This window comes from uncultured Sulfitobacter sp., assembly GCF_947500075.1.
Classification (GTDB): Bacteria; Pseudomonadota; Alphaproteobacteria; order Rhodobacterales; family Rhodobacteraceae; genus Sulfitobacter.
In genome coordinates, this window is sequence record NZ_CANMQS010000004.1 from 475,115 (window position 1) to 499,500 (window position 24,386).

Here is a 24,386-nt window from a genome sequence, read left to right on the forward strand (position 1 = left end):
TCACTTTTGGTGGTGATTGACACAGGAGCATGCAATGAAAGCAGTCATTTCATGGGTCGTCCTGGCCAACGCGCGCGTGGCTCGGGTGTATGAACACGCAGGCCCCGGAAAGGGGCTGACCGCGCGGCAAGGCAAGACCTGGCACGCAGCACCGCTGCGCACCCACCGTGACAGGGCCGGGGTTGGCCACAGCATCGCAGGTCCCGGCATTCGCGCTGTTGAACAGACCCACCTGCGGGATCTGAACGATGCGCAGTTTGCCAAGGAGGTGATCGGTCATTTGTCCAAAGCCTATCTGGACAAGTCGTTTGACCGCCTGATCCTTGTCGCCGGGCCTCATATGCTGGGGCTGCTGCGCACGAACCTCGACACCCCGCTGAGCGCGGCCTTGCTGGGAGAGATCCCCAAGGATTTCTCCAACCAGCCGCTCAGCAGCCTCGAAGCACAACTTGGCGAATTGATCGCCATCTGACCGCAGCCTGACGGCGTACCGAAGGAAAACGGCATGTTCAGACAAATCATCGTGGGCCTTGATGGGTCAGAGAAGGCCAGGAAGGGCGCACATGTTGGCATCGACCTGGCCAGATACTACTCCGGGCAGGTGACGCTGATTCACGTCCCCCACGCGGAAACCGCCGCGTTTGTCCTTGATTCCATGGCAGGATATCATTCCGGCCTCACCAGCCCCACCTTCGATGAAATCGAAAGGGCAGGGCAGAAGGTTCTGGATGAGGCGCTGATCATCGCCGCTGACATGGGGTTTGAAAGGATCAAGACCCATATGCCGCATGGAGATGCGGCAACCGAAATCCTCCTGCATGCCGATGAAATTGGCGCTGATCTGATCGTCACCGGGCGGCGTGGCCTCAGCGGCATCTCCAGCCTCGTTCTGGGCAGCACGACCCACCGCATCAGCCATCTGGCAAAATGCGCCTGTCTCTCCGTCATCTAGCGGCGTCTTTGGCACGGCAGTTGACCGCATCCCGCGCGCGATTCACGACGTCCTGGGACCGCTGGATGGGGAGAGGGGTGTCAGGCTGAGGTGCCGCGTCAGGTCCGACAGGGTGATGACCCCAAGAAGGTGATGGTCCTGCACCACAAGGATCTTGCGGCGATTGGTTTTGCGGATGGTTTCGAACAGGGCGTCTATCCCCACATCCGGACCAATCATGACCTGATCGTTCAATCCGACAAACACATCCCCGACCCGCGTCGTGACCCAGTTTTCCTGATCAATCCGGGACAAGACAGATCGGTCGATGTGACCCAGCAGAACCCCGTCTTCCATCACCGGGGCAAAGCTGATGTTGCGGGGCAGAAAGACCTGATGAAGCAGTTCTGAAAGCGTCACCTGCGGGCTGACCGTCACTGGCGTGCGGCACATCAATGCGGCCACCGATGTGCCCTCAAACGCCGCCTGCGCCCGTTGCATCGCATAGCTGGAGCGTGCAGCAACCAGTACAAACGCACCGATCAGCACGTACCAGATGCCCGCCAGCACATTGCCCTGAAACAACGCCAACACACCCAGAGCCATCAGCAGATACCCAAAGAACGCGCCCGATCGCGAGGCCGCTTTGGTCGCAGCCAGAGCGTCCCCCGTCCGATGCCAAAGATAAGCACGCAGGATGCGCCCGCCGTCCAGCGGAAATGCCGGCACCAGATTGAACAAGGCCAGCACAATGTTGACCAGCGCCAGATAGGAAAGCACCGCAACGCTTGCCGCCGCAGCGCCACCGAAAGCTACGATCAGGCTCAGGGTCCAGAACCCGACGCCAAGGCCCGCAGACATGACAGGCCCCGCGATTGCGATCCAGAATTCTGTGCGCGCGGATTTTGGCTCTGCCTCCAGCTCGGCCACGCCGCCAAACAGGAACAGAGTGATGGTCTTGATCGGAACACCCAACCGCCGCGCCACAACGGAATGGGCAAGCTCATGCAGCAGAAGTGAGGCGAACAATCCCAACATCGCCACAACCGCCATGACCAGATAGACCGAACCGGTTCGGCCGGGCAGCGCATCCGGGAAATACCCTTGCGACAGGCTCCAGGTGACAAGCCCTGCGATGATCAGCCAGCTTGGATCAACCCTGATCTCAAAATTGTTAATGGTGCATATTTTCACGGCATTTGAGAACATACGCCCTCCATCTTTGCCCTAAGGATAGCAATGGCGTTGCAGATCGAATTGATTTTCCGCAAGCCGTGTCAGGCGGGATGAAAAAGCCCGCCCACACCGTAGGCCAGAAGGGCCGCGACCCCCCCGATCAAGAGCGTTTCCAGACCGGAACGCCACCATTTCGCCAATGACCAACGGCTCTTTCCGGTGCCGATCAGGAAGAAGGTCAGCAAGGTCGCCAGAACCGAGGTTGCGAAGGGATTGGGCAGGCCAAGCAAAAACGGCAAAAGCGGCACCGCACCCGCAACCATGAACGCCGCAAACGTGGCCAGCGCCGCGCGCATCGGGTTCGGCTCTTCGCGGGCAAGCCCGTATTCATCGCTGAGCATCAGGTCGATCCAGTTCTGCTTGTTCCGGGTGATGGCCTGCGTGGCCTGCTCCAGAACATCCCCCGACAAGCCGCGCCTTGCCAGAATTTGCCGCAACTCTTCCCGCTCCCCTTCGGGGTGTTCTTCTATGTGCCGCTCCTCGATTTGAATGATGCGCTTGCGGTCATCCAGCTCTGCCTTGGTGCCGGAGTAGTTGCTGGCCGCCATCGAAAAGCCATCGGCCAGAATGTTCGCCAATCCAAGGGCAACGATGATCGTGTGGGACAGTCCCGCACCCTCAACCCCCGCAACAATAGCAAAGGTGGTGACCGCACCGTCGATCCCGCCATAGATCATGTCCTTGAGATGGCTCTGCTTTTGTCCTTCCGAAAGGCGGCGGGTGATGTCCTGGGGGCTGTGGCTGTGTTCCTGGGTCATCCGGCAAGTCTGCCGCTTTTTTTGCCCTTCGTAATTGAGCCAGATCAAGAAACGGCATGGAAGGTTTGTTAGGCGGACCCCATGGATATTCCCGCAACCACGCTGGGGCAAAGCGCGCTGATCTTCTTGTTCAGCGCCATCTGTGTCTGGATCGCAGGCGCCCGGCTTGCCTATCTGGCGGACGCACTTGCCGATCGGTTCAAGCTCGCCAAATCGCTGATGGGGCTGCTGATCCTGTCGCTTGCCACCTCCTTGCCCGAGGTGGCGACAACGCTGGGTGCAGCCATTGGGCAGGCCCGTGATCTGGTGCTCAACAACCTCTTTGGTGGCATCACCCTGCAAACGGCAATTCTGGCGATGTCGGATTTCTGGGCGCGGGGGCCGATCACGAATTATCCACGCAAGGCCAATCACGCGCTGGAGGCGACGTTGCTGGTGCTGTTGCTGTCGGTGGCGTTGATCATCACCAATCTGGGCGAAACATTTGTCTTTGCCGGGGTGGGGCTGGGCAGCGTGTGTATTGCTGTGGTCTATGGTGGCGCGATCTGGCTGCTGCGCCGGTATGATGACAGCAGCGACTGGGTGCCGGTTGATCTGCCCGATCCGGACCCGCTGGCCTTTCCCGCCCCGACCGGCCTGGCCGTGAAGAGCAACCGGGCTTTGATCGCCCAAGCCGCCGCAGCCTGCATCGCCATTTTGATCTTTGGCCTGCTGCTGGTCTTCTCTGCGGACCGCATTGCGGTTCAATCGGGGCTTGGTGCGGGGTTCATCGGGGTGACCTTGCTGGCGCTGGCGACCTCTCTGCCGGAACTGACCACCAGCATCGCGGCGGTGCGGATCGGGGCCTATACGATGGCGATTTCCAACATTTTCGGCAGCAACCTGATCATGCTGGTGCTGGTGTTCCCGGCGGACATCCTGTTTCGCAGTGGCCCGATCCTGCGAGACACGTCGCGCACGGTCAGCCTTGCGCTGTCCTTCGGCCTGGCGGTCACGGCCATCTATCTGATCGGTCTGATCGTGCGGCGCAAACCGCGTGTGGGGGATGTCGGGCTTGATTCCATTCTGGTGATGCTGACTTTCATGGCGAGCCTCGCGGCCTATTACTTCGCGCGTTGAAAGCGCAGCACTGCGGCCTTCAGAACCTCTGGAACAACAAGGATGGGCAGGGCGAAGGTGCCAATCATCAGCCATTGGTCAACACCCATGGGCACTGTGCGCAACAGGACTTGCAAAGGCGGCCAATAGACTGCCGCGACCTGAGCACCCAACGTCACGGCAAGCGCGATCAGCAGGAACGGATTGCTGAGCCAGCCAATCCGCCACCCCGTCAGCCGCAGGGAGCGGAAGGCGAAAACGCTGACTTTCTCAAACACCACCATGGCGGTGAACGCAGTGGTGCGGGCCAGTTCCAGACCAGACTCCATCAGGTGAAAGAAGATCCAAAGGCTCGACAACCCGGTGTAGGTGCCCAGCAGGACGATTGTGAGGATGCCATGCAGACCCAATATGGCGGTATGTTTGTCACGGGGGGGCTTCTGCATCTGATCCGGCTCGGATTTCTCTACCCCCAGTGCGACGGCCGTTACCCCGTCTGTGACAAGGTTCATCCACAGGATCTGCGTGGCCAGAAAGACCAGCGGCCCGCCGATGGCGATGTTCACGACAAGGGCAATCACCTCACCCGCGTTGGACGACAGCAGGTAGCGCACGAATTTCTGCACATTGGCGAATTGCCTGCGGCCCTCGCCGATGGCCCGCACGATGGTGGCAAAGTTGTCATCCAGGAGCACCAGATCGGAGGCATCGCGTGCCACGTCCGTGCCGCGGATGCCCATGGACACCCCGATATCGGCCTGTTTGAGGGCCGGGGCGTCATTCACCCCGTCTCCGGTCATCGCGACGATCTGCCCCTGTGCCTGCAAGGCAGAGACAATGCGCATCTTCTGCGCAGGTTTCGTGCGGGCAAAAAGGACATCCTCCTTCAGCACGCCCGCAAGGGCCGTGTCGTCAAGCGCATCAAGATCCGCACCGGTCAGATGCTCTGTGACGTCCAGTGAAAGCTGCGCTGCGATGGCGCCTGCGGTAATCGGACTGTCGCCGGTGATCATGACCACCCGGATGCCTGCCGCACGGGCAGAGCGGATGGCATCGCGCACTTCCGCGCGCGGTGGATCAATGATGCCGACCAGCCCGACAAAGGTCATGTCCTGTTCGATGATCTGCTTGTCAGGCGCATCGCGGTGGGCAAATGCCATCACGCGCAGCCCTTCTGCGGCAAGGCGGGTATAGGCGCGGGTGATCTCTTCGTGGACTTCTGCACGCAAAGGGCGCACCCCGGCCTGAGTCATGATCTGGCTACAGACCTCAAGCACCTGTTCAGGTGCGCCTTTGGTCAGCACAACAGTCCCACGGTCCGCCTGATACAACACGCTCATCCGTTTGCGCGCACTGCTGAAGGGGATTTCAGCAAGCAGGTTGCGCTCTTCCGGCAGGCTGCACCAGCCCTTGTACCCCAACGTGATCAACGCGCCTTCGGTGGGGGCGCCGACCATGCGCCACTCCGAGCCTTCGCGGTTCAGACGCGCATGGCTGCAATAGAGCCCGGTCTTCAACAAGGCGTCCAGAACCACATCATCTGCGGCCCGTATCCGGCTGCCATCCAGTTCAATGTGCCCGGCCGGGTCATATCCTGTGCCGGTCACGTCATAGCGGCGGTCAAGCGTCCAGACATGCGTGGCGGTCATCTTGTTTTCGGTCAGCGTACCGGTCTTGTCCGTGCAGATCACCGATGCCGCGCCCAGCGTCTCAACCGCCTGCAACCGGCGCGCCAGAGCGTTCTGCCGTACCATCGCCGTGGCCCCCAGCGCCAGCGTGATGGTGACAACGGCGGGCAGCCCCTCGGGCACCATGGCCACCGACAGGGACAGCCCGGTCATGACCATCTCTGTCAGGTCACGCCCCAGATACAGCCCCAATCCGGCGACCCCTGCCGCAACCAGCAGTGCTGCGATGCCAAGCTGGCGCGCAAGCTGCCCCAGCTTCTTCTGAAGGTTTGTCGTCTTGGTCCCCACCGACCCGGTCAGATGAGCGATCTTGCCAAACTCCGTCCGGGCCCCAATTGCCGTCACTTCCGCTTCGGCGCGCCCCGCCGTGACAGACGTCCCGGCAAAGACATCCAGTCGGCCCTCCTCGCGATCCTTTGCGACAGGCACCGATTCCCCTGTCAGGACGCTTTCATCCACCGCCAGTTCAACCGATCGCCGCACCACGGCATCCGCCGCGATCTTCGCGCCGGGGGTCAGCACCAAAATGTCGCCGGGCACAATTTCCCGTGCGGGGATGACCTGCTCTTGCCCCGCGCGCAGCACCATTGCCTGCGGCGACAGAAGGTTGCGCAACGCGGTCAACGCGGTTTCTGCTTTCCATTCCTGACCAAAGCCGAGGGCCGCGTTCAGCACCACAACAAGGGCGATGGTGACGGCATCCATCATCTCTCCCAGCGCCACAGCGACCGCCGCCGCCGCAACCAGGATCAAGACCAGAAAGCTGGAAAACTGACGCAAAAGCACCCACAGCGCGCTTGTCTGCCTGATGGCAGGAAGCTCGTTCCAGCCGTGTTCTTCACGGGCCTTCTCGACCTCCTCTGGCGTCAAACCAGCCTGCTGCACATTCTCTGACACGTGACACCCTCATCCTTTGAATGTTTGTGTCGGTATCAGGCGAAAACACAGTCAGTGATTGAGCAATATCAACCCAAACGCGCCCTGCGCCGCCTATTCTTTGCGGGTAACTTCACACATTGGAGGATCTACAATGGCCAACACGCCACAAAAGCAGGACAGTACAGCCAAGCCCGACGCAGAAGCATTCAACCCTTTCACCCAGCTTCAGGAGGCCGGTCTGGGCAATCTGATGGGGATGGGGACGGCATGGGTCGAAGCCATCAGCGATCTGGGCGCAGAGGTGGCCGGTTTCGTCGCGGAACGGATCAAGGAGGATGTCAAAACCCAGCATGAGATCCTGCATTGCAAGAACGTGACCGAACTACAGCATGTTCAGGCGCAATTCATGCAAAAGGCGATTGACCAGTATCAGGCCGAAACCGGCAAGCTGGTCGAAATGACAAGCAAGGCCTTTGCGCCAAAGACAACCGACAGCTGAGGTTACCCCAGAACGTAGCGGCCCGGTGCCGCGCCCATCACGGTCTCAAGGGCGTGGGTGTGCTTGGTCCGGGCACCGCTGCGCTTCTTGAGCCATGCCGCCCAGTGCGGCCACCACGAGCCGTCCTGTGGCGCATGTTCTGCAATCCACGCCGCTGCCGTCTTGTGTTTGTCACCTTCGGTCTTGTGGGCGCTGCGAAAATGGCGGCCCGGATGTCCGGGCTCAGACAGGATACCGCCATTGTGTCCGCCATTGGTCAGCACAAACGTCACATCCGTGTCGGTAAGCAGCGACAGCCGGTAGACGGAAACCCACGGTGACACGTGGTCGGTCTCGGTGGCCACGCAATACACATCCGCCCGAATGTCGCTCAGGGAGACAGCGGTTCCATCGACCTTGAACCGGCCCTTGGCCAGATCGTTCTTCAAGAACAGGCGGCGCAGGTATTCGGCATGCATGCGCGCAGGCATCCGCGTGGTATCCGCATTCCACGCCAGCAGCGGATTGTCAGCGGTACGCTCTGCCAGCAGATAGTGGCGGATGACCCTGCTCCAGATCAGATCATTGGAGCGGAGCAGTTGAAATGCGCCCGCCATCTGATCGGCCTTGAGGTATCCGGTGGTGGCCATGATGTCCTCAAGAAAGGCCACCTGACTTTCATTGATAAACAGCCCCAACTCCCCCGGTTCGGAGAAATCGACCTGCGCCGCCAGCAGGCTGACGCTGGCAAAGGTCTCATCCCCGTCCCGCGCCAGTGCGGCCGCCGTGATGGAAAGCAACGTGCCGCCAAGGCAATACCCGGCTGCGTGGATCCGGTCGTGACCCATTGAGTTGATGGCCTCAATCGCAGCACGTGGGCCCAGATCGACATAGTCCTGCATCGACAGGTCCGCGTCGCTGGCATCGGGGTTTTTCCACGACAGGATAAACACCTCAAACCCCTGATCGCGCAGATACGCGACCAGCGAACGCTGGGCGGTCAGGTCGAGAATGTAGAATTTCATGATCCACGCGGGCACGATGAGGATCGGTTCAGGGTGGATGCGATCCGTTGTCGGGCGGTAGCGGATCAGTTCGGCCAATTCATTGCGCATCACCACATCGCCGGGTGTCGTAGCCAGTGTCTCTCCCACTTTGAATGTGCCCGAGGCGCGAGGTTCCTTGCGCATCAAACGACCAAAGTCTTCCACCCAATATTGGGCACCCAACATCAGGTTCTGTCCGCCCGTCTTGCGGGTGCGGTCAAGGACTTGCGGGTTCGTCAGCGCGAAATTGGCGGGCGAGAACATGTCCAGCCACTGACGCGCGGTGAAGTTCACGACCTGCGCGTGTTTGGGATCAACGCCCGCCAGTCCAGTTGTCGCCGCCTCCCACCAATCCTGTGCTGCAAGAAACCTCTGGGCCATCACGTTGTAGGGAAAGGCGGCCCACGCAGGGTCGGCAAACCGGCGATCATGCCGTTCCTTCGGTTCAACCGTTTCGGCCCATGCGCGTTTGGCAAGTGTCGCCTGTTTCTCCGGTGACCCCATCAGATGCATCGCCCAATCCACATATGCCGTTGCAAGGGCCGTCGGCGAAAGCCCTGCGGTCAGCCGCCCAAGGGCCGCATGCCAATGCGCGTCCACACCGGGTTTCGGAGGGTCAGATCTGCTCATAACTGAGATCTTTCGACCAGCGGCACACCAGCCGCGATTGCATCGCTGGGATGGGTGATGACACGTTCGTCCACTTCCAGCCCGCTGAGGACTTCGACCATGCGGTCATTGCGCTTGCCAAGCGTGACGACACGCCGCTCAGCAAGCCCCTCAATCGCAACGAATACCGCCCATTCACTGCCTTGGCGAAAAACGGCGCTCAACGGGATTTGAAGCGCGTCTTCAACGCGCCATTCAATGATCCGCAGAAAGACGGAAAATCCATCCCCCAGACTGGGCCGCGCCTCTGCCGGGGTGGTAAGGGTGAAATAGGCATCGACCCTTTGCTCCTCGATCCCCAGTGCCGACACCTTGGTGCGGGCCTTGGGATCAATGCGCTCCAGCCGGGCCTCCAGCACCTCATCGCCGCCCCAACGTTCCACATAGGCCTTTGCGCCGGGCGACAGGCGCACAGCGTCGTTGGACAGGATGTCGGCCACAAGCTCAAGCTGACCGGGATCGCCAATGCTCACCAGGGGTGCGCCAATTGTGACCGGCCGCTCGCTGATCGTCTCCACCGACAATACCACCCCATCCGTGGGCGAGGTGACCTGAACACAGCAGCCGTCGGGCGTCGGGTTCGCATCGGTCGGGACAAGCAAGGTCGCGCGCGCCCGTTCAATCGTGCCATTGGCCATCTCGATCCGGGCCTGTGCCGCTTCGATGGCGGCCTGTGCCACGGCAAGCCTCTGGGTGTCGTCCTCCATCCGAGTGATCGACGCAACCCCGCGGGACACAAGCGCCTGCGTGCGGTCGAACTGGGATTGGGCAAAGCGGGCCGTTTCCTGCGCCTGCTTGAGATCCGCCTGTGCCACGTGTCGTGCGGCCATGGCCTCCTGCAAGGACGCCTCCGCTTGCAACTGCGACCGCGCATCAAGCAATCCCGAAGAGGCAGGCTGCACAATCGCGACAATTGTTTCGCCTGCCACGACGACGTCCCCCTCTGACACCGGCGACCGCAATGCCGTGCCCGAAATGGGGGAGGCCACCTCAAAAAGTTCGCGCACCTCGGTCTGGCCATCCGCGTTGATTGTCACTTCCAGCGGACCCCTGCGGACCGCAGCCAGATCGACTGCGACCGGATCGGCGCGAAAGCTGACGTAGGACAGCCCTGCCACCAGCGTTACGCCAATGCCAATCAGGACAAGTGTGCGGGTTGAATAAGCCATTGGGTTACTCCCTTGTTTTCATAACAGCCACCAGATCAAGCCGGTCGAGCCTGCGCCGCACGATCAGTGCAGAGCCGAGTGCTGCACCCAGCACCACAAGGCTGGCGAACGAGAACCGCGCCGGGTTCAAAACCAGCGGGATCTGATAGAGGTCACTGGTGAAATTGCTGCTCATCAGGAAGGCGATATAGGCTCCGATTGCCCAGCCGAAGGGCTGTGCAACCAGCGCGATCAGCATCATTTCCCCCACCAGAATGTAGGAAACCTCCCCCCGCCCAAATCCCAGGATGCGCAGACTGGCCAGTTCGCGGGCGCGCTCCGACAACTGAATGCGGGCCGCGTTGTAGGTCACACCAATCGTGATCAGCACCGCGACGGCGATATAGATGGAATTCATCACCACAATGTTTTCCTCAATCGTCTCCTGAAAGGACCGCCGGTTCTCGTTCATCTCAACGATGCCGGTGATGCGGGGCGTTTCCTTGATGACGGCATGCAGGGCGTCCGTCTCGTTCTCGTCCAGTGTCACATTCACGGTTGAGACACGCGGCGCCTGCCGGAAGAGCGCGTTCATGTATTCAAAATCCATATACGCACCAAGGCCGAAGTGCAGTCCCACCAGCTCTGTCACGGTGATGTCGAAGGTCTCCCGCTTGCCCGTCAGAAACGCGACTTCGATCTTCTCTCCGGGCTGGACATCAAGGTGGGCGGCCAGCCGGTCGGACAAGACGATCCCACCGGGCGGCACATCGACCGGAAGGCCGTCGGAATCCAGCACGCGGCTCAGATCCGTCCCGGCGCGGCGCGCCTCGACAGCGGAGCGTTTGCTCAGGTAGCCATGCCGCAGGATGGCTGCGTGAAACTGCTGGCTTTCGGCTTGCAGGACACCGGGCAGGTTGCGCACATCCTCAAGAACCGCTTCGGGCACGTCTTCGGCAAACAGCAGCATCGCATCCTGCCGGTTGGTCTGAAAGAACGCCCGCTCGACGATTTCATCCAGTGCGTCATTGATGAAGGTCGCCGCAATCACCGACGCCACAGCCAGCGCCAACCCCATTGAGGTCAGAAAACTGCGCAACGGCCACCGCAGGAGCGAGCGCAGGATCATCACCGTGGACTGTGCCAGACGCATCCGCGCCATTGCATCGTCAATGAGGGACCGCTTGAACCGCGGTGGGGCAGGGGGCTGCATCGCGACCGCAGGGGCAAGCCGCGCCGCCTTCATCGCCGCCTGCGCGGCCCCAAGGCTGGTGGTGGCAATCCCCGCCAGACCTGCTGCTGCATAGACCCAGTATGAAACGCGGAAGATCACATACGGAAAATCAAAGAACTCCGCATATTGCCGTGCGGTGGATTGGGCCAGTGCCGTCCCGGCAATCCAGCCAAGTCCAACCCCCACAACCGCGATCAACCCGGCAAGCATCAGGTAGTGCAGGCAGATTTCGGTGTTGGAATAGCCGATGGCCTTCAGCAATCCGATCTCGCTGCGTTCAAGCGTGATGATCCGGCTCATCACCATGCTGACCAGAAACCCCGATATGCCAAAGAAGATTGGCGGCAGGATGGCAGCCATGCCTTTCAACTGGTTGATCTCTGCATCCAGAAAAGCGTCTGACACCTGCGTGGCGCGATCATAGGCGCGCCGCCCGCCAAAGGGTTCAAGCAACGTATCAAGCGCATCAATAACCGGTTCCGGTCTGAAACCCGCTGTCAGCGAAAGGGTGATATTGTTGAACGCCCCCGTCATGTCAAAGGCGGCAGCGGCGGCCCGTTCGGACATCCAGATGATCCCGAAGGCCGCATTGTCCGGCATCAAGGCGCCCGGACCGATGGTGTAGATGAACTCAGGCGACAGAACCGTGCCGACGATGACCAACTCGCGTTTCTGCCCTTCAAGATTGGCGCTGAACGTATCGCCGGGGGCAAACCCGTGCTCCTGCGCAAAGGGGGCGTTGACGACAACTTCATCGGTGCTCGCCGGGTCGGGAAAGCGTCCCGACAGCAGCAATGGCACATTCAGAACCGGCTCCGCGGTTTCGGGATAGGACAGGATATGCCCGACTGCCGTCCGCGTTCGGCCGGGAATGTCCAGAATGGCAAACCCCGATATGCGCGCTTCGATGCTCTGCACCCCGTCGATCTGCGCAATCTCGGGCAACAGCGACAGCGGCGCGCGGGTCGTCTCGGCAAAGACATCGGCAAAGCGGTTCCGCTCGTAATAGGCAAGCCGCGTCTCGGACAGGGCGTTGTACATGCCAACGGAGGTCAGCAGGATCGCAACACCGCATGCCAGCACCAGCGCAATGGCAACGGCCTGCACCCAGAGGCGTTTGAAGTCGCGCAGCAGTTTCTGGTCAATGGCCTGCATGCTGCCTCACCACACGATCTCGGACGGGGCGAGGCGGTCCTTGTTTTCCCGCGTTTCGCTGATCTTGCCGTCCTGAAAGAAAATGACCCGATGCGCCATGCGCTGAATTTCGGCGTTATGCGTGATGACAACGGTGGTGGTGCCGAACCGTTCGTTGATGTCGCGCAGCACCTCCAGCACCTGTACGCCTGTGGTGCTGTCAAGTGCACCGGTGGGTTCATCACACAGCAGGATCTGCGGCCGCTTGGCGATGGCACGCGCAATCGCCACGCGCTGCTGCTCGCCCCCCGACATCTCGGAAGGGAAGTGATCCATGCGTTTGCCCAGCCCCACCAGATCCAGCGCTTCTTCGGCAGGCATCGGATCAGGGGCCACATCCGTGACCAGTTGCACGTTCTCCCGCGCGGTCAGGCTGGGCACAAGGTTATAGAACTGAAAGACAAACCCCACGTGGTCCCGGCGATATTTCGTCAAACCCCGGTCCGACATATCCGTCAGCTCTGTGTCCTCAAACCAGACACGCCCGTCCGTGGCATGATCCAGCCCGCCAAGTATGTTCAGCAGCGTCGATTTCCCGCTGCCCGACGGGCCAAGCAGGACGGTCAGCTCACTTTTGTAAAGCGCAAGGTCAACGCCCGCCAGAGCATAGACCTTCACCTCACCGGTTTCATAGACCTTGGTGATGCCTTCGGTTCTGAAGATGATGTCGGCCACGGCGCTCTCCTGCTTGGGCCCGTTTTAGGCGCGGGGGTCAGGGGGGGATTGATCAATCTCAATCCTGCGCATGTGCAGGCTGACTTGCGCGAAACTGTCGCAGGAATTCCCCGACCATCCGGTCCTCTTCATCCGTGCCTTCGACCCCGTTCGGCACGCAGGCCGTGGCAACAAATGCCCGTCCCAGATCCGCCGCGCCTGTTTCAAACGCCTTGTCCGGCGGGGAATGCGCGCCGCTCGTCAGGAACAGGGCGACGCCCCCCGCGTGATCCTGCATCGCGCGCAGCAGATTGCGCAGCGGCACGCTTGGATAGGACGTCCAGACCGGCCCGCACACAATCGCACGGTCAAATCCCGCAAGGGATGGCAGCGCGACGCGCCCTGCGCCCGCACTCTGTTTCAGGCTGTTGTATCCCGCGCGCATGTAGCCAAAGATGCCACCGTATGCGGGGGCCGCGATCTCCAGCAACTGGCCCTGCACCTGCTGGGCCAGACGTTCGGCCAGTCGCCTTGAATGGCCCGTGCGCGAATAGAAGACGACAGCGGTTTGGGAAGTCCTTGCATCCATGATCATGTCCCCTTGGCATATGCAGGCAAATCTATCAGGACAGGCAGAGCCGGGTTGATACAGATCAATAGGCGCGGGGGTTTTCTGACCTAAAAGACCACAAAGAGGATGCAAACAATGCTCAAGAACCCACCATGGAGAGATCGGTTTCCCGGACTGACCGGCCTGTCGGATGCTGTCTCCGACCTGCTGGACCGGCGGGCGACATCCGCGCACCTGTCCAAGGGGTCGCTGATCTTCGGACCGGGCAAACCCGCGCAACACCTGCTGTTGCTGGTGTCCGGCACGGTGCGGGTGCAACAGCTGTCCGACGCGGGACGTGAGATCGTGCTCTACCGGGGCCATGCCGGGGAAAGCTGCGTTCTGACCACCGCCTGCCTTCTGGCGTTTGAGGATTACTCCGCCGAAGGCATCGCCGAAACCGATGTCGAAGCGATCCTGATCCCCCGCGACGCCTTTGATGAGATGATGTCCGTCTCCAAGGAATTCCGCGCCTTTGTGTTCGAAGCCTACTCCAAGCGCATCACGGAGCTGTTCATGGTCATCGAAGAGATTGCGTTCAAACGGATGGACATCCGCGTGGCGCAAAAGCTGATCGAACTCAAAGGGTCAGACAGTGTCCTGCATCTCACCCACCAGCAACTGGCGGTGGAACTTGGCACCGCGCGGGAGGTGATTTCCCGGCAACTCAAGGAATTTGAGCGTCGGGGGTGGGTGACCCTTGGCCGTGGCCAGATCGAATTGCAGGACATGGCGGCCATCGATCGGCTGGCAAAACTGCCATAGGCCCACGCGCGGTGCCGTGTGACAAAATCACAGACCGCGCGGCAAATACGGGTCATACTGAAACCAACAACCGTGAAAGGAAGAAGACATGTCTGCCAATCTGGGAAGCTTTGACCGCCTGTTCAGGGCCGCTGTCGGCCTCATCCTGCTGTTCGCGCCGCTACTGAACCTGCCTGCGATCTGGTCCAGCGCCACATTTGCCTATGGCAGCATGGGCGTTGGCCTTGTGCTGATCCTGACCGCGCTTTTCCGGTTTTGCCCGCTGTACCGGGTCTTCGGCATCTCGACCTGCAAGCTCTGACCTATGGAAACAGAATTCACACCATTTGCCTCCCTTGCCGGGGGGGTGTTGATTGGGTTGGCGGCCGTGCTCCTGATGCTCTTGCGTGGGCGGATCATGGGCGCCACCGGTGTGCTTGCAGGCGCGATGCTGCCTGCCAGCCGCTATGACTGGACCTGGCGGGCCGCGTTGCTTGCCGGGATGTTTGCAGGCCCCTGGGTCTTTTTCGCCCTTCAGGGCCAATTGCCCCAGATCGAGGTGCCTGCGGCCACGCCGATGCTGCTGGTCGGCGGCTTTCTGGTCGGGGTCGGGGTGACGCTGGGAAGCGGCTGTACCTCTGGCCATGGGGTGTGCGGGATGGCGCGGCTGTCATCCCGGTCATTTGCGTCGACGGCGATGTTCATGTTGACCACCGGTCTGACAGTCTACGCCCTGCGCCATCTTTGGGGAGCATGAACCATGCGTACACTCTGGACCTTCTTCATTGGCGTGATCTTCGGCACAGGTATCGCCTTTTCCGGCATGGCCAACCCTGCAAAGGTGATCAACTTCTTTGACGTGGCAGGAACGTGGGATCCAAGTCTTGCCTTTGTCATGGGCGGTGCGGTGGTGACGGCCTTCATCGGCTACCGCCTTGTCTGGCGCCGTGCGGCACCGATCTATGAACCGACTTTTGATATCCCTCAGAAAACCACACTTGATGCACGCCTGCTGACAGGTGCTGGCATCTTCGGGGTCGGATGGGGCATCGCGGGCTTTTGCCCCGGCGGGGCATTGCCGGCGCTGGGCACGCTGAATACGCAGGTGATCCTCTTCGTGCTGGCGCTGATCGCGGGTATGCTCGCCACGCGGTTTGTCTCCTCCGCACTGGCGCGCCAGCAATCACCGACCAGCGCCGCGCAGTAGCGCAGAACGCTGTCGTGTCATTGATCCCGGTCAATGCGAGGGCCGCTGCAACAGGCTAGGCTCTGTCCATCCACAACGAAGGACAGACCATGCCAGACCTCACCCACTACGAAACACTGATCAAAGCGCGGCTCGGAGAGCTTGATGAGCGGGTTCACGACGTTGACCATGAGCTGGCAGAGCCGAAGTCAGCCGATTTGAACGAGCAGGCCATCGACATCGAAGATGATGAGGTGCTGGAAAGTCTGGGTGCCGCTGCGCAAAAGGAGATCGCCTTGCTCAACCTGGCACTGGCCCGGATCGAAGACGGCACCTACGGCATTTGCCAAAAATGCGAGGAGCCAATCTCCGATGCGCGGCTTGCAGCGGTGCTGTATGCGCCATTGTGCAAGACCTGCGCCCAGGGTGGCTGAAACAGGCCGCGTATGATGTGGGGTGCAACATGTCTCAGGCGCTGCGCCGGACGGCCCACATGGTGGCAAACGGACCGATCACTTCAAAGATAACGGTGGCACCGATGGTCAGGCTCATGATCTGATCGTGCCACTGTGGCAGGGTTTGCCCTGCCAGCAACGCCATCCCGATTGCAACACCGGCTTGGGGCAAAAGCGCAAGGCCAAACAGCTGGCGCTCACCCGGCGCACTGCCCGCTGCAACAGCACCAAGCCATCCGCCCAGCAAGCGCGATGCAATCCGCAACAGCACAAAGGTGAGCCCCAGAAAGCCCAGATCACCCAAGGTGCCCAGATCCAGCGATGCGCCCGCCAGTATGAAAAACACGATCATGAAGGGCCACTGGATATGCTCAATCTCATGAAACGCGCGGCTGTGATGGCGGGCCAGATTGACGATCAACGCCCCCGCCATCATGCCCGCCAGCAGGAATGACACATGCATCCAGACCGCAAGGCCTGCCGTCAGAAACCCGATGGCCAGCGCCTCAATCTGCAAGGGCTCACCCTGTTCAATCCGGCCGGTCAGAAAGGCCGCGGGCAAGCCGATCATCAGCCCCAGCCCAAGCGCGCCCGCGATCTCGTATAGGGCGGGCAGCACAACGGGCTCACCGTTCCCCGTCAAAAGCGCAGCCAGGGTCAGACACAGGCTGAAAACCAACAGCCCCCAGGCATCATCAAGGGCAACGATACCCTTGATGATCTCGGTGAAACTGTTGGAAACCCCGCTTTGCCTCAGCACATCCAGCGTCGCGGCAGGGGCCGTGGCCGTGGCGATGCTGGCCAGAACCAGCGCCAGTGCAAAATCCACACCAAGCAGAGCCAGCCCGGCGGTCACGATGACCAGCGTGATCAGGACAATCGCAATCGAAATTGTGAGGATCTCGCGCCCATGGGCCTTGAGGGTGGCAACCTTCAGGGACCCACCCAGCAGTATCGCAACCAGCGTCAGCGCCATAACCGTCACGTTCTCGGTTAGCACGGCCATGCTCTGCGGCAGCAAACCCATCATGCCCGCAATCACCCCACAGACCAGCAACAGGGTGACACGCGGGATACGTGTCCGCCGCCCCAACTGGTCCGCGCCCAGACCAACGGCGAAGAGCACACCAAGGGTCAGAAGGGCGAATGGGTCAATCATGTCAGGCGGAACCGGTGCTGCACGGGAGGTCGCAAATTGCGGGGACTAACGCTGTATGGAGGCGAGATAATCCAGCAGGTCTTCAAAATCGGCCTCCAGCACTTCCCCATCGGCACCTCCCTCCGGGTAGACATGCCGCAACCCGACGGAGGCAAAATCAGGCATCGCCGCATCGGGGTCGTCTTTCTCCAGCAGGCCCATCACGAACCGCCTGACAAACTCACGCGGGAAATACCCGTCGTTGCGTTGGCTGAGGCCGGTCAGATCCGGCGCTGGCACCCCCATCCCCAGTGAGGCAGGCCCCGCGCCTGCGCCTGCGGCGCCATGACATTGTGCGCATTCCTTGGCGTAAATCACCTGGCCCCGCTTTGCGCCCGTTTCAGCGCCCGTTTCAGCGTCTGTGAATGCGCCCGAACACGCGACCAAGGCAGTCAGCGCGAAAAGGAAACTGAATGAAGTCCGGATTTGCATTCTGCTGGTTCTCTCCTGCCTGACTGGATTGCGGCGCAACGGGCACCATGGCGGGCGCCTGCTTGCAAAGCTCTCACGATCTGAGAGGTTCCTAATTGATCTGAATCAAAGTAGTCATTTCCCTACTTCCTAGGGATAGCAATGACCAAGAGGGTAGACGGGCCCCTAGCGATCAGAGTCCAGTGAACAGGGTGGTCCAACGTGGTACGCGCACAGCCAATTTCCAACAGGACGATCAATACGTTCATCGAGGAGGGCCGACTGGTTCTCACGGGGGCGCTGCTGATTGATACCCTGACCCAACTGCCACGGGACATCCTTTCCATACCCCATGACAACGTGTCTGCCATTGATGTCTCCGGCTTGTCTCAGATTGACACGGCGGGTGCGTGGTTCCTGATCGAACAGCAAAACCGGACAGCACAGAGCGGGCCGCCCGCACAGATCACGGGCGCGACGGATGTGCAGGCACAACTCATTGAAACCGTGCGGCGCCATATGCCACCCACTGACGGCCCCTCAGACAGGCCGATGTCCCTTGCCGACCATCTGGAGGCCTTTGGCCAAAAAATCATGCGGGGTTACCGCATGATGTTGGAACTCACGTCTTTTCTGGGACAGGTGGTCGCCACGCTGGGCGGGATCGTCCGGCACCCCGGCCGACTGCGCCTGACCTCCGTTGTCCATCACTGTCAGGAAATCGGTGTGAGCGCGGTGCCCATCGTGGCACTGATGGCGTTTCTCATTGGTGTCGTGCTCGCGTTTCAGGGGTCCGCGCAGTTGCGGCAGTTCGGTGCAGAGGTGTTTGTCGTCGATCTGATCGCCATCTCGATCCTGCGGGAACTGGGCATCCTGTTGACCTCTATCATCGTGGCGGGGCGGTCGGGGTCGGCCTTCACGGCCGCCATCGGCTCCATGAAAATGCGCGAGGAAATTGACGCCATGCGCACGCTTGGCCTTGATCCAGTGACAATCCTTGTGGTGCCGCGGGTGCTGGCGCTGATGCTGATGCTGCCTGCGCTGGGGTTCATCGCGAACATATCGGGGCTGATCGGCGGTATGCTGATGTCCTGGATCGAACTGGGCGTGTCACCGGCGGTCTTCCAGACCCGTCTGGTCAGCAACACGGACGTCTGGCACTTTGGCGTTGGCATGATCAAAGCGCCTTTCTTTGCGCTGATCATTGGCATCATCGGATGTTATGAAGGTATGAAAGTCGGCGGCAACGCTGAATCGCTGGGGCGGCTTACCTCCGCATCTGTGGTGCTCTCGATCTTTCTGGTCATCGTGATGGACGCCCTGTTTTCCATCTTCTTTGCCGTGGTGGGTGTGTGATGGCCCCCGCAGAAGACCCCATCATCCGGGTGCGGGGGCTGGTCACGCGGTTTGGCACCCATACCGTGCACGATGGGCTGGATCTGGACGTCAGACGCGGAGAGATCGTCGGCGTGGTCGGCGGCTCCGGCACGGGCAAGTCGGTGCTTTTGCGCGCCATCGTCGGTCTGCTCGAACCCCAGGCCGGCCAGATTGAGGTCTTCGGACAAAGCGTGCGCGCCACATCAGATGCGGAGTTTCGCGCGCTGCGCCGCCGCTGGGGGGTGATGTTTCAGGATGGCGCGCTGTTTTCCTCGCTGACTGTGCGCCAGAACGTCGAAGCGCCGATGCGCGAACAGCTACAGCTTGACGACCGCATGCGCGAAACCCTTGCCGGGATCAAGGTGCGCATGGTCGGCCTGCCGGAAAACGCGATGCAGAAATACCCCTCTGAGCTGTCCGGCGGCATGCGCAAACGGGCAGGGTTCGCCCGCGCCATCGCCATGGACCCCGAGATCGTCTTTCTGGACGAACCCACCGCCGGCCTTGATCCCATCGGCGCGGCCGCGTTTGATATCCTGATCAAGCAACTTCAGGCCGCTCTTGGGCTCACCGTCTTTCTTGTCACCCACGATCTCGATAGCCTGCATGCCATCTGCGACCGTATTGCGGTCCTTGCGGATCAAAAGGTGCTGGCAGTGGGCACGATGGAGGACATGCTGAAAGTAGATCACCCCTGGGTGCACGAATATTTCCACGGCCCGCGCGCCCGCGCGGCTTTGTCAACAGCCCAACCTGACGGGGTAAGGTAATGGAAACCCGCGCGAATTTCATCCTGATCGGGCTATTCACCCTGTTGTCCATTCTGGGCACGCTGGCATTCTTTGTCTGGCTGGCAAGCGTGCAGATCAACAAGCAATATCAGACCTATGGCATCCTGCTTGAGGACGTCTCGGGCCTCGATCCGTCGGGAGACGTGCTGTTCAACGGCATTTCGGTGGGGCGCGTGATCGGGCTGCGCATTGCGGAACAGGATCCCTCCAAGGTCTTCACCACCATCGAAATCGAAGCGGACACGCCGGTGCGGTCTGACACCATCGCGCAATTGCAGGCGCAGGGGGTCACAGGCGTCGCATTTATCTCCCTGTCTGGCGGTACACTTTCCGCACCGCCATTGGTCGCGGATGAGAACGGATGGCTGATCATCCCCTCCCGCCGCTCCACCGTGCAATCCCTTGTGGAGGATGCCCCGAACCTGCTGGAAGAAGCGACCGAACTGCTGGAACAGTTTCAGGTGCTCACGGGGCCGGAAAACCAGGCCTACGTCAGCAACATCCTGCGCAATCTGGACCGCTCATCAGGGCGTCTGGATCAGGCGCTGAACGATTTCTCCGAAATCTCCGGCACCGTGCGCGATGCAACCGCCCAGATCAGCGGTTTCACGGACCGCCTTGATACCATCGGCGCCTCGGTCACCACCACGCTTGAGCAGGCCGACAGCACGCTGACCGCGGCACGAGGCGCCTTTGAGGAAGCGCAAACCGCGCTGACCCGTTCCGTGGATGCAATAGACAGCGCCGAAGGCGTCTTTGATCAGGGGCAGCTTATCCTTGCGGAACAGGTGCCTGACATCCTCGCGCAGATATCCCAGGCCGCAGCACAGACAAACGCGGCGATTGCCGATCTACAGGCGCGGTCCGGCGCGACACTGGAGGGGTTCACCGAAACCTCCGATCTGCTGAACAGCCGCCTCAAGGAACTCGAAGTCACGCTGCAAGAGGCCAACACCGCGTTTCTGGCGGTCACCGGTGCCTCAGACAGCTTTGATACGCTGGTCGTGGGGGACGGCGCGCAACTGGTGGCGGAGGCCCGCGTTGTCCTTGCTGACGCAAGGGCGGCGATCGCAACAATCGAAACGGTCATGCGCGATGATGTGCCCGTGATCATGACCGATATACGCGACGGGATCAGCACCGCGCGGCAGGCCGTTGATGACGTCGCCGCCAACCTGACCGGCGTGTCTAACAATCTCGCCCCCATGACCGATGAGATGCGAGAGGCGATTGCCTCTGCCAATACGTTGTTTGCCAAGGCGCAAGGCAGTCTGACGACCCTCGATACGACACTGGAGGTGGCAGAAGGCGCGCTGGGCGCTGCCCAGACGACCTTCGATGCCGCAACAGGGGTGCTGGAGACGGATTTTGAACCAATGATGACCGATCTACGCACAGCATCTGACCAGATCAGCCGGGCCATTACGGAGGTGACCGCGGACATGCCCGCCGTGACCGAAGACCTGCGCGCCCTGATCGCGCGCAGTGACGCTGTGGTTCAGGACGTGCAGCGCACCGTCGCCCAGTCCAGACCCGGCATCAATGATTTTGCCAACCGGGGCCTGCCGGAAATGACGCGCCTTGCGGCTGAGGCACGCACGCTGGTCAAAACCCTTGGTGATCTGGTGCGCCGGATTGAGCGTGACCCCGCGCGTTTCATTCTCGACGGGCGCGTGCCCGAATACAGGAGGTAGTCCCATGCCCGATCTGACCCGCCGTGTTGCCATGTCAGGGGCGCTCTTCGCCCTCGGAGGATGCAGTACGCTCAGCGCGCTCAGCAGCGCAAGTGAAGTGCTGGACACCTACGATCTGACCCCGGCTTCCGGGTCGAAACAGGGGCGGCGGACCGCGCGCACCTTGCTGGTCGCCCGCCCGCAAGCCACCGCGGTGCTGACAACAGACCGCATTCTGGTCAAACCGGATCCCGCAACCGTCACCTACCTGCCGGACGCGCGATGGGGGGACGAACTCCCTGCCGTGGTGCAGTCCCTGTTGATCCGCAGCATCTCTGAAACCGGGCGCATCGGATATGTGGGGCGCAGTGATGCGGGCCCGGTGCCGGACAAGGCGATGCTTGTCCGTATAGATGCGTTTGAAGTTCAGGAGGTACCTGCCGGCGGCTACCTTGTTGCGGTGGATATGGACCTGACGATCCTCAACGACCGGGACCAGACCGTCGTTGCATCGCGCCGCTTTCAGGACACCGCCCGGATTCCAGATGATCAGCCAGCGACCATCGTCGGCGCGTTTCAGGCCATCCTTGATGCTGTGTTGCCGGCAATCGCCGATTGGGCGGTTGTGCGGGTGTAGCGGGGACCGGCAGCGAAAGCGGAACGGCATTGATCCAGATCAGGCGGGACGGGCGAAAGCGCTGTAGCGATGGGGCGACACCCACCTGCGCCTGAAAGGACGATGATATGCTGTCACGTCGACGACTGCTGACCACGGGTCTGTCCGCCGCCGCTCTCTGCGCCGTTGGCTACAGCATGTGGCCCCGCCTTGATGCCTACAATGAACAAGTCGCCCGCCAAAGACGGCTGATGGAAGCTGACCCGGAACGGGCGGATCTGATCCGCATGTCCACACTGGCCGCCAACAGCCACAACACCCAGCCGTGGACCTTCCAACTGGAAGACCGCCGCGTGATCATCCGTCCGGATTTGACCCGGCGCACGGCTGTTGTCGATCCGGAGGATCATCACCTCTACATCAGTCTGGGATGTGCTGCTGAAAACCTGTCTATCGCGGCCCGCACCCATGGATGGCAGCCGGCGCTTTCCGTTGTGCGCGGGGCGGAAACCGCGATCTCCATCGACCTCGACAGCACCGGTGCGAAAGCCTCTTACCTCTATCAGGCGATCCCCTTGCGGCAATCAACCCGGTCGGACTATGACGGGCGGGCGGTGCCGACACAGGACCTGAACACGCTGGCGGCGGCCGCAGCCCAGGAGGGCGTGTCGGTTCGGTTTGTCACAGACCCTTCTGACATGGATGCGATTGCAGATCTGGTGGTCGCGGGCAACGGCGTCCAGATGGACAACCCTGCGTTCATTCAGGAATTGCGCGACTGGATCCGGTTCACACCGGACCAGGCGATTGCCACCGGGGACGGGCTCTTTTCAGCGTGCAGCGGCAACCCGGTCGTACCCGAATGGATGGCGGCGCGTCTGTTTGATCTGTTCTTCCAGAAAGAGAGCGAGAACGACAAATACCGTCGGCACATCAGATCCTCTGCCGGGATCGCCGTCTTCACGGCCGATCAACAGGATGCAGCGCACTGGATCAATGTAGGGCGCAGCTTTCAGCGGTTCGCGCTGCAATCCACAGCGCTCGGCATTCGCAACGCCCATATCAATCAGCCCATCGAGGTGCCTGAACTGCGCCGCGACTTTGCAGGCTGGCTTGGGGACGCCACAATCCGTCCAGACCTGATTGTGCGATTTGGCTATGCCCCGGCATTGCCAATGTCCCTGCGTCGTCCGGTGGCGGATGTGGTCATCTGACCGTGTCTGGTGCCCCCTGATTTCCCGCGTAAGGAGAGGTCGCACAGCGCGCCTTGCCGTCACCGCCACGCTTGATACTGTCCCCGTAACAGACCGTATCTTTGGGAGGGAAAACCGAATGAAAACACTGATCAAATCGCTTGTTGCAGCATCCACACTGGCGCTGCTGGCCACCACTGCCACCGCGCAGGACCGGATCACCTATAAATCCGCCAAATCGACGTCGTCCTACTACCAGATGGGCGTGCAGATCGCCGAAGCGATGCGCGCAGGCACGGACGGCAATGTTGTGGTGACTGTGGAAGAAAGCCAGGGCTCCGTCCAGAACGTGATGGAAGTCCGCGCCCGTGGCGGCGATTACGTCTTTACCACGCCGCCTGCGCTGGTCGGGCTGGCGCAGGACGGCAAGGCGATGTTCAAGGACAAGGGCGATCCGGCCTTTGACACGATCCGTGCGCTTTTCCCCATTCCGTCCCTGACCATGCACTTTGTCGTGTCAGAGGCGAGCGGGATCACCTCCTTCGATGAAATGGAAGGCAAGACGATCCTGCTCGGTTCCGGGTCCTTTGGGGCGCGGGAAGGGGCGAAATACCTCGGGCTCTTCGGGCTTGAGGGCAAGGTGACCCTTGCGGATTCCGAACTGTCCAACGCGGTGGGCGCGCTCAAGAACGGCCAGATTGACGGCTTTGTGACGGCGGGATCTTTCCCTGCACCCAATGTGATCGAGGCCGCCGCCTCGACCGGTGTCAAAGTGCTGTCACTGAGCGATGACCAGGTGGCCAAGACCAAGCGCACGCCGCTGACCATTCCGGCAGGCACCTATGCCGGGCAGGACGCGGACATCTCCACCACATCGCTGCCCGTGGTGGCCTACACCACCGACAAGATGAGCGATGACACCGCCTACCTGCTGACCAAGACCTATTGGGAGCAGAAGGAAAACCTTGGTTCAGCTGCGGCATGGTGGAACGGCGTGGATGCAGGCATGATCGGCAACATCAGCACCCGGATCCACCCCGGTGCGATCCGCTACTACGAAGAAGTGGGCGCGCCCCTGACAGACGCCCATCGCTAAGGACATCAGCGCGCCAGCCTGTG

General features: G+C 61.1%; 25 protein-coding genes. 15 read left to right on the forward strand and 10 right to left on the reverse strand.

The genetic code is table 11. The annotated features are described in order from the left end of the window. The first annotated feature begins 34 nt into the window (after nucleotides 1-34). Nucleotides 35-472 (forward strand): host attachment protein, encoded by a 438-nt coding sequence (locus tag Q1A91_RS15215; RefSeq protein WP_299879125.1) that lies wholly within the window; start codon nucleotides 35-37, stop codon nucleotides 470-472. Nucleotides 473-505: 33 nt separating this feature from the next. After that, the gene (locus tag Q1A91_RS15220) at nucleotides 506-952 is read left to right on the forward strand and encodes a universal stress protein (RefSeq protein ID WP_299879128.1); all 447 of its coding nucleotides are present in this window, start codon (nucleotides 506-508) and stop codon (nucleotides 950-952) included. 42 nt (nucleotides 953-994) lie between these two features. Here the strand turns inward: Q1A91_RS15220 and Q1A91_RS15225 are convergent, their stop codons facing one another. Both Q1A91_RS15225 and Q1A91_RS15230 read right to left on the reverse strand, forming a co-directional pair. After that, complete coding sequence (locus Q1A91_RS15225; protein ID WP_299879131.1) at nucleotides 995-2,125, reverse strand: site-2 protease family protein; 1,131 nt, start codon at nucleotides 2,123-2,125, stop codon at nucleotides 995-997. A gap of 83 nt (nucleotides 2,126-2,208) precedes the next feature. Then, on the reverse strand, nucleotides 2,209-2,925 hold the full coding sequence (locus Q1A91_RS15230) for a VIT1/CCC1 transporter family protein (RefSeq protein ID WP_299879134.1): 717 nt from the start codon (nucleotides 2,923-2,925) through the stop codon (nucleotides 2,209-2,211). Between the two features lie 81 nt (nucleotides 2,926-3,006). Here Q1A91_RS15230 and Q1A91_RS15235 point away from each other — a divergent pair, with 81 nt between their 5' ends. Continuing rightward, nucleotides 3,007-4,044 (forward strand): hypothetical protein, encoded by a 1,038-nt coding sequence (locus Q1A91_RS15235; protein ID WP_299879137.1) that lies wholly within the window; start codon nucleotides 3,007-3,009, stop codon nucleotides 4,042-4,044. Here the strand turns inward: Q1A91_RS15235 and Q1A91_RS15240 are convergent. After that, nucleotides 4,029-6,608, reverse strand: a complete 2,580-nt coding sequence (locus tag Q1A91_RS15240) for a cation-transporting P-type ATPase (RefSeq protein ID WP_299879140.1) — start codon at nucleotides 6,606-6,608, stop codon at nucleotides 4,029-4,031. The two genes, Q1A91_RS15235 and Q1A91_RS15240, sit on opposite strands and share 16 nt — an antisense overlap. Nucleotides 6,609-6,741: 133 nt before the next feature. Here Q1A91_RS15240 and Q1A91_RS15245 point away from each other — a divergent pair, with 133 nt between their 5' ends. Further along, nucleotides 6,742-7,089 (forward strand): phasin family protein, encoded by a 348-nt coding sequence (locus Q1A91_RS15245; protein ID WP_299879143.1) that lies wholly within the window; start codon nucleotides 6,742-6,744, stop codon nucleotides 7,087-7,089. Between the two features lie 2 nt (nucleotides 7,090-7,091). Here Q1A91_RS15245 and Q1A91_RS15250 read toward each other — a convergent pair whose 3' ends face one another. The 5 genes from Q1A91_RS15250 to Q1A91_RS15270 are packed head-to-tail and all read right to left on the reverse strand — an operon-like array spanning nucleotide 7,092 to nucleotide 13,602. Next, nucleotides 7,092-8,744, reverse strand: coding sequence for an alpha/beta fold hydrolase (locus Q1A91_RS15250; protein ID WP_299879146.1), 1,653 nt, complete (start codon nucleotides 8,742-8,744; stop codon nucleotides 7,092-7,094). Next, nucleotides 8,741-9,952: an HlyD family efflux transporter periplasmic adaptor subunit gene (locus Q1A91_RS15255; RefSeq protein ID WP_299879149.1), complete on the reverse strand. Its 1,212-nt coding sequence runs from the start codon at nucleotides 9,950-9,952 to the stop codon at nucleotides 8,741-8,743. Before Q1A91_RS15255 ends, Q1A91_RS15250 begins: the two co-directional genes overlap by 4 nt. A 4-nt stretch (nucleotides 9,953-9,956) precedes the next feature. Then, nucleotides 9,957-12,320: an FtsX-like permease family protein gene (locus Q1A91_RS15260; protein WP_299879152.1), complete on the reverse strand. Its 2,364-nt coding sequence runs from the start codon at nucleotides 12,318-12,320 to the stop codon at nucleotides 9,957-9,959. A gap of 6 nt (nucleotides 12,321-12,326) precedes the next feature. Further along, on the reverse strand, nucleotides 12,327-13,034 hold the full coding sequence (locus Q1A91_RS15265; protein WP_299879155.1) for an ABC transporter ATP-binding protein: 708 nt from the start codon (nucleotides 13,032-13,034) through the stop codon (nucleotides 12,327-12,329). A 58-nt stretch (nucleotides 13,035-13,092) separates the two neighbouring features. Then, nucleotides 13,093-13,602 carry a hypothetical protein gene (locus tag Q1A91_RS15270; protein ID WP_299879158.1) on the reverse strand — a complete coding sequence of 170 codons (510 nt, stop codon included), beginning with the start codon at nucleotides 13,600-13,602 and terminating at the stop codon, nucleotides 13,093-13,095. 117 nt (nucleotides 13,603-13,719) lie between these two features. Between Q1A91_RS15270 and Q1A91_RS15275 the strand changes: the two genes are divergently transcribed. The 5 genes from Q1A91_RS15275 (at nucleotide 13,720) to Q1A91_RS15295 (ending at nucleotide 15,987) form a co-directional block, all read left to right on the forward strand. Further along, nucleotides 13,720-14,388, forward strand: a complete 669-nt coding sequence (locus tag Q1A91_RS15275; protein ID WP_299879161.1) for a Crp/Fnr family transcriptional regulator — start codon at nucleotides 13,720-13,722, stop codon at nucleotides 14,386-14,388. 88 nt (nucleotides 14,389-14,476) lie between these two features. After that, nucleotides 14,477-14,689, forward strand: coding sequence for a DUF2892 domain-containing protein (locus Q1A91_RS15280; RefSeq protein ID WP_299879164.1), 213 nt, complete (start codon nucleotides 14,477-14,479; stop codon nucleotides 14,687-14,689). A gap of 3 nt (nucleotides 14,690-14,692) precedes the next feature. Next, on the forward strand, nucleotides 14,693-15,124 hold the full coding sequence (locus tag Q1A91_RS15285; protein ID WP_299879167.1) for a YeeE/YedE thiosulfate transporter family protein: 432 nt from the start codon (nucleotides 14,693-14,695) through the stop codon (nucleotides 15,122-15,124). 3 nt (nucleotides 15,125-15,127) lie between these two features. Beyond that, nucleotides 15,128-15,574, forward strand: coding sequence for a DUF6691 family protein (locus Q1A91_RS15290; RefSeq protein ID WP_299879170.1), 447 nt, complete (start codon nucleotides 15,128-15,130; stop codon nucleotides 15,572-15,574). An 89-nt stretch (nucleotides 15,575-15,663) separates the two neighbouring features. After that, nucleotides 15,664-15,987: a TraR/DksA family transcriptional regulator gene (locus Q1A91_RS15295; RefSeq protein WP_299879172.1), complete on the forward strand. Its 324-nt coding sequence runs from the start codon at nucleotides 15,664-15,666 to the stop codon at nucleotides 15,985-15,987. Nucleotides 15,988-16,021: 34 nt separating this feature from the next. On the opposite strand, the gene Q1A91_RS15300 is transcribed toward Q1A91_RS15295, so the two are convergent. Both Q1A91_RS15300 and Q1A91_RS15305 read right to left on the reverse strand, forming a co-directional pair. Further along, nucleotides 16,022-17,167 (reverse strand): cation:proton antiporter, encoded by a 1,146-nt coding sequence (locus Q1A91_RS15300; RefSeq protein ID WP_299879175.1) that lies wholly within the window; start codon nucleotides 17,165-17,167, stop codon nucleotides 16,022-16,024. A gap of 45 nt (nucleotides 17,168-17,212) precedes the next feature. Next, the gene (locus Q1A91_RS15305) at nucleotides 17,213-17,638 is read right to left on the reverse strand and encodes a cytochrome c (RefSeq protein WP_299879178.1); all 426 of its coding nucleotides are present in this window, start codon (nucleotides 17,636-17,638) and stop codon (nucleotides 17,213-17,215) included. Between the two features lie 201 nt (nucleotides 17,639-17,839). Between Q1A91_RS15305 and Q1A91_RS15310 the strand changes: the two genes are divergently transcribed. The 6 genes from Q1A91_RS15310 (at nucleotide 17,840) to Q1A91_RS15335 (ending at nucleotide 24,363) form a co-directional block, all read left to right on the forward strand. Beyond that, the gene (locus Q1A91_RS15310) at nucleotides 17,840-18,973 is read left to right on the forward strand and encodes an MlaE family lipid ABC transporter permease subunit (RefSeq protein WP_299879181.1); all 1,134 of its coding nucleotides are present in this window, start codon (nucleotides 17,840-17,842) and stop codon (nucleotides 18,971-18,973) included. After that, the gene (locus Q1A91_RS15315) at nucleotides 18,973-19,764 is read left to right on the forward strand and encodes an ABC transporter ATP-binding protein (RefSeq protein ID WP_299879184.1); all 792 of its coding nucleotides are present in this window, start codon (nucleotides 18,973-18,975) and stop codon (nucleotides 19,762-19,764) included. The genes Q1A91_RS15310 and Q1A91_RS15315 overlap by 1 nt, the downstream gene beginning before the upstream one ends. After that, nucleotides 19,764-21,479: an MlaD family protein gene (locus Q1A91_RS15320; protein ID WP_299879187.1), complete on the forward strand. Its 1,716-nt coding sequence runs from the start codon at nucleotides 19,764-19,766 to the stop codon at nucleotides 21,477-21,479. Before Q1A91_RS15315 ends, Q1A91_RS15320 begins: the two co-directional genes overlap by 1 nt. A gap of 4 nt (nucleotides 21,480-21,483) precedes the next feature. Then, nucleotides 21,484-22,095 carry an ABC-type transport auxiliary lipoprotein family protein gene (locus Q1A91_RS15325; protein WP_299879189.1) on the forward strand — a complete coding sequence of 204 codons (612 nt, stop codon included), beginning with the start codon at nucleotides 21,484-21,486 and terminating at the stop codon, nucleotides 22,093-22,095. 107 nt (nucleotides 22,096-22,202) lie between these two features. Further along, nucleotides 22,203-23,288: a Tat pathway signal protein gene (locus tag Q1A91_RS15330; protein ID WP_299879192.1), complete on the forward strand. Its 1,086-nt coding sequence runs from the start codon at nucleotides 22,203-22,205 to the stop codon at nucleotides 23,286-23,288. Between the two features lie 118 nt (nucleotides 23,289-23,406). Then, nucleotides 23,407-24,363 carry a TAXI family TRAP transporter solute-binding subunit gene (locus tag Q1A91_RS15335; RefSeq protein WP_299879195.1) on the forward strand — a complete coding sequence of 319 codons (957 nt, stop codon included), beginning with the start codon at nucleotides 23,407-23,409 and terminating at the stop codon, nucleotides 24,361-24,363. Nucleotides 24,364-24,386 lie beyond the last annotated feature (23 nt).

Bases quoted from the DNA above. Each gene is read 5' to 3' on its own strand.
- Q1A91_RS15325 (WP_299879189.1), top strand. From the start codon at position 21,484: ATGCCCGATCTGACCCGCCGTGTTGCCATGTCAGGGGCGCTCTTCGCC.
- Q1A91_RS15315 (WP_299879184.1), top strand. From the start codon at position 18,973: ATGGCCCCCGCAGAAGACCCCATCATCCGGGTGCGGGGGCTGGTCACG.
- Q1A91_RS15220 (WP_299879128.1), top strand. From the start codon at position 506: ATGTTCAGACAAATCATCGTGGGCCTTGATGGGTCAGAGAAGGCCAGG.
- Q1A91_RS15215 (WP_299879125.1), top strand. From the start codon at position 35: ATGAAAGCAGTCATTTCATGGGTCGTCCTGGCCAACGCGCGCGTGGCT.
- Q1A91_RS15320 (WP_299879187.1), top strand. From the start codon at position 19,764: ATGGAAACCCGCGCGAATTTCATCCTGATCGGGCTATTCACCCTGTTG.
- Q1A91_RS15255 (WP_299879149.1), bottom strand. From the start codon at position 9,952: ATGGCTTATTCAACCCGCACACTTGTCCTGATTGGCATTGGCGTAACG.
- Q1A91_RS15275 (WP_299879161.1), top strand. From the start codon at position 13,720: ATGCTCAAGAACCCACCATGGAGAGATCGGTTTCCCGGACTGACCGGC.
- Q1A91_RS15295 (WP_299879172.1), top strand. From the start codon at position 15,664: ATGCCAGACCTCACCCACTACGAAACACTGATCAAAGCGCGGCTCGGA.
- Q1A91_RS15290 (WP_299879170.1), top strand. From the start codon at position 15,128: ATGCGTACACTCTGGACCTTCTTCATTGGCGTGATCTTCGGCACAGGT.
- Q1A91_RS15235 (WP_299879137.1), top strand. From the start codon at position 3,007: ATGGATATTCCCGCAACCACGCTGGGGCAAAGCGCGCTGATCTTCTTG.
- Q1A91_RS15330 (WP_299879192.1), top strand. From the start codon at position 22,203: ATGCTGTCACGTCGACGACTGCTGACCACGGGTCTGTCCGCCGCCGCT.
- Q1A91_RS15335 (WP_299879195.1), top strand. From the start codon at position 23,407: ATGAAAACACTGATCAAATCGCTTGTTGCAGCATCCACACTGGCGCTG.
- Q1A91_RS15270 (WP_299879158.1), bottom strand. From the start codon at position 13,602: ATGGATGCAAGGACTTCCCAAACCGCTGTCGTCTTCTATTCGCGCACG.
- Q1A91_RS15280 (WP_299879164.1), top strand. From the start codon at position 14,477: ATGTCTGCCAATCTGGGAAGCTTTGACCGCCTGTTCAGGGCCGCTGTC.
- Q1A91_RS15250 (WP_299879146.1), bottom strand. From the start codon at position 8,744: ATGAGCAGATCTGACCCTCCGAAACCCGGTGTGGACGCGCATTGGCAT.
- Q1A91_RS15305 (WP_299879178.1), bottom strand. From the start codon at position 17,638: ATGCAAATCCGGACTTCATTCAGTTTCCTTTTCGCGCTGACTGCCTTG.
- Q1A91_RS15245 (WP_299879143.1), top strand. From the start codon at position 6,742: ATGGCCAACACGCCACAAAAGCAGGACAGTACAGCCAAGCCCGACGCA.
- Q1A91_RS15230 (WP_299879134.1), bottom strand. From the start codon at position 2,925: ATGACCCAGGAACACAGCCACAGCCCCCAGGACATCACCCGCCGCCTT.
- Q1A91_RS15260 (WP_299879152.1), bottom strand. From the start codon at position 12,320: ATGCAGGCCATTGACCAGAAACTGCTGCGCGACTTCAAACGCCTCTGG.
- Q1A91_RS15300 (WP_299879175.1), bottom strand. From the start codon at position 17,167: ATGATTGACCCATTCGCCCTTCTGACCCTTGGTGTGCTCTTCGCCGTT.
- Q1A91_RS15285 (WP_299879167.1), top strand. From the start codon at position 14,693: ATGGAAACAGAATTCACACCATTTGCCTCCCTTGCCGGGGGGGTGTTG.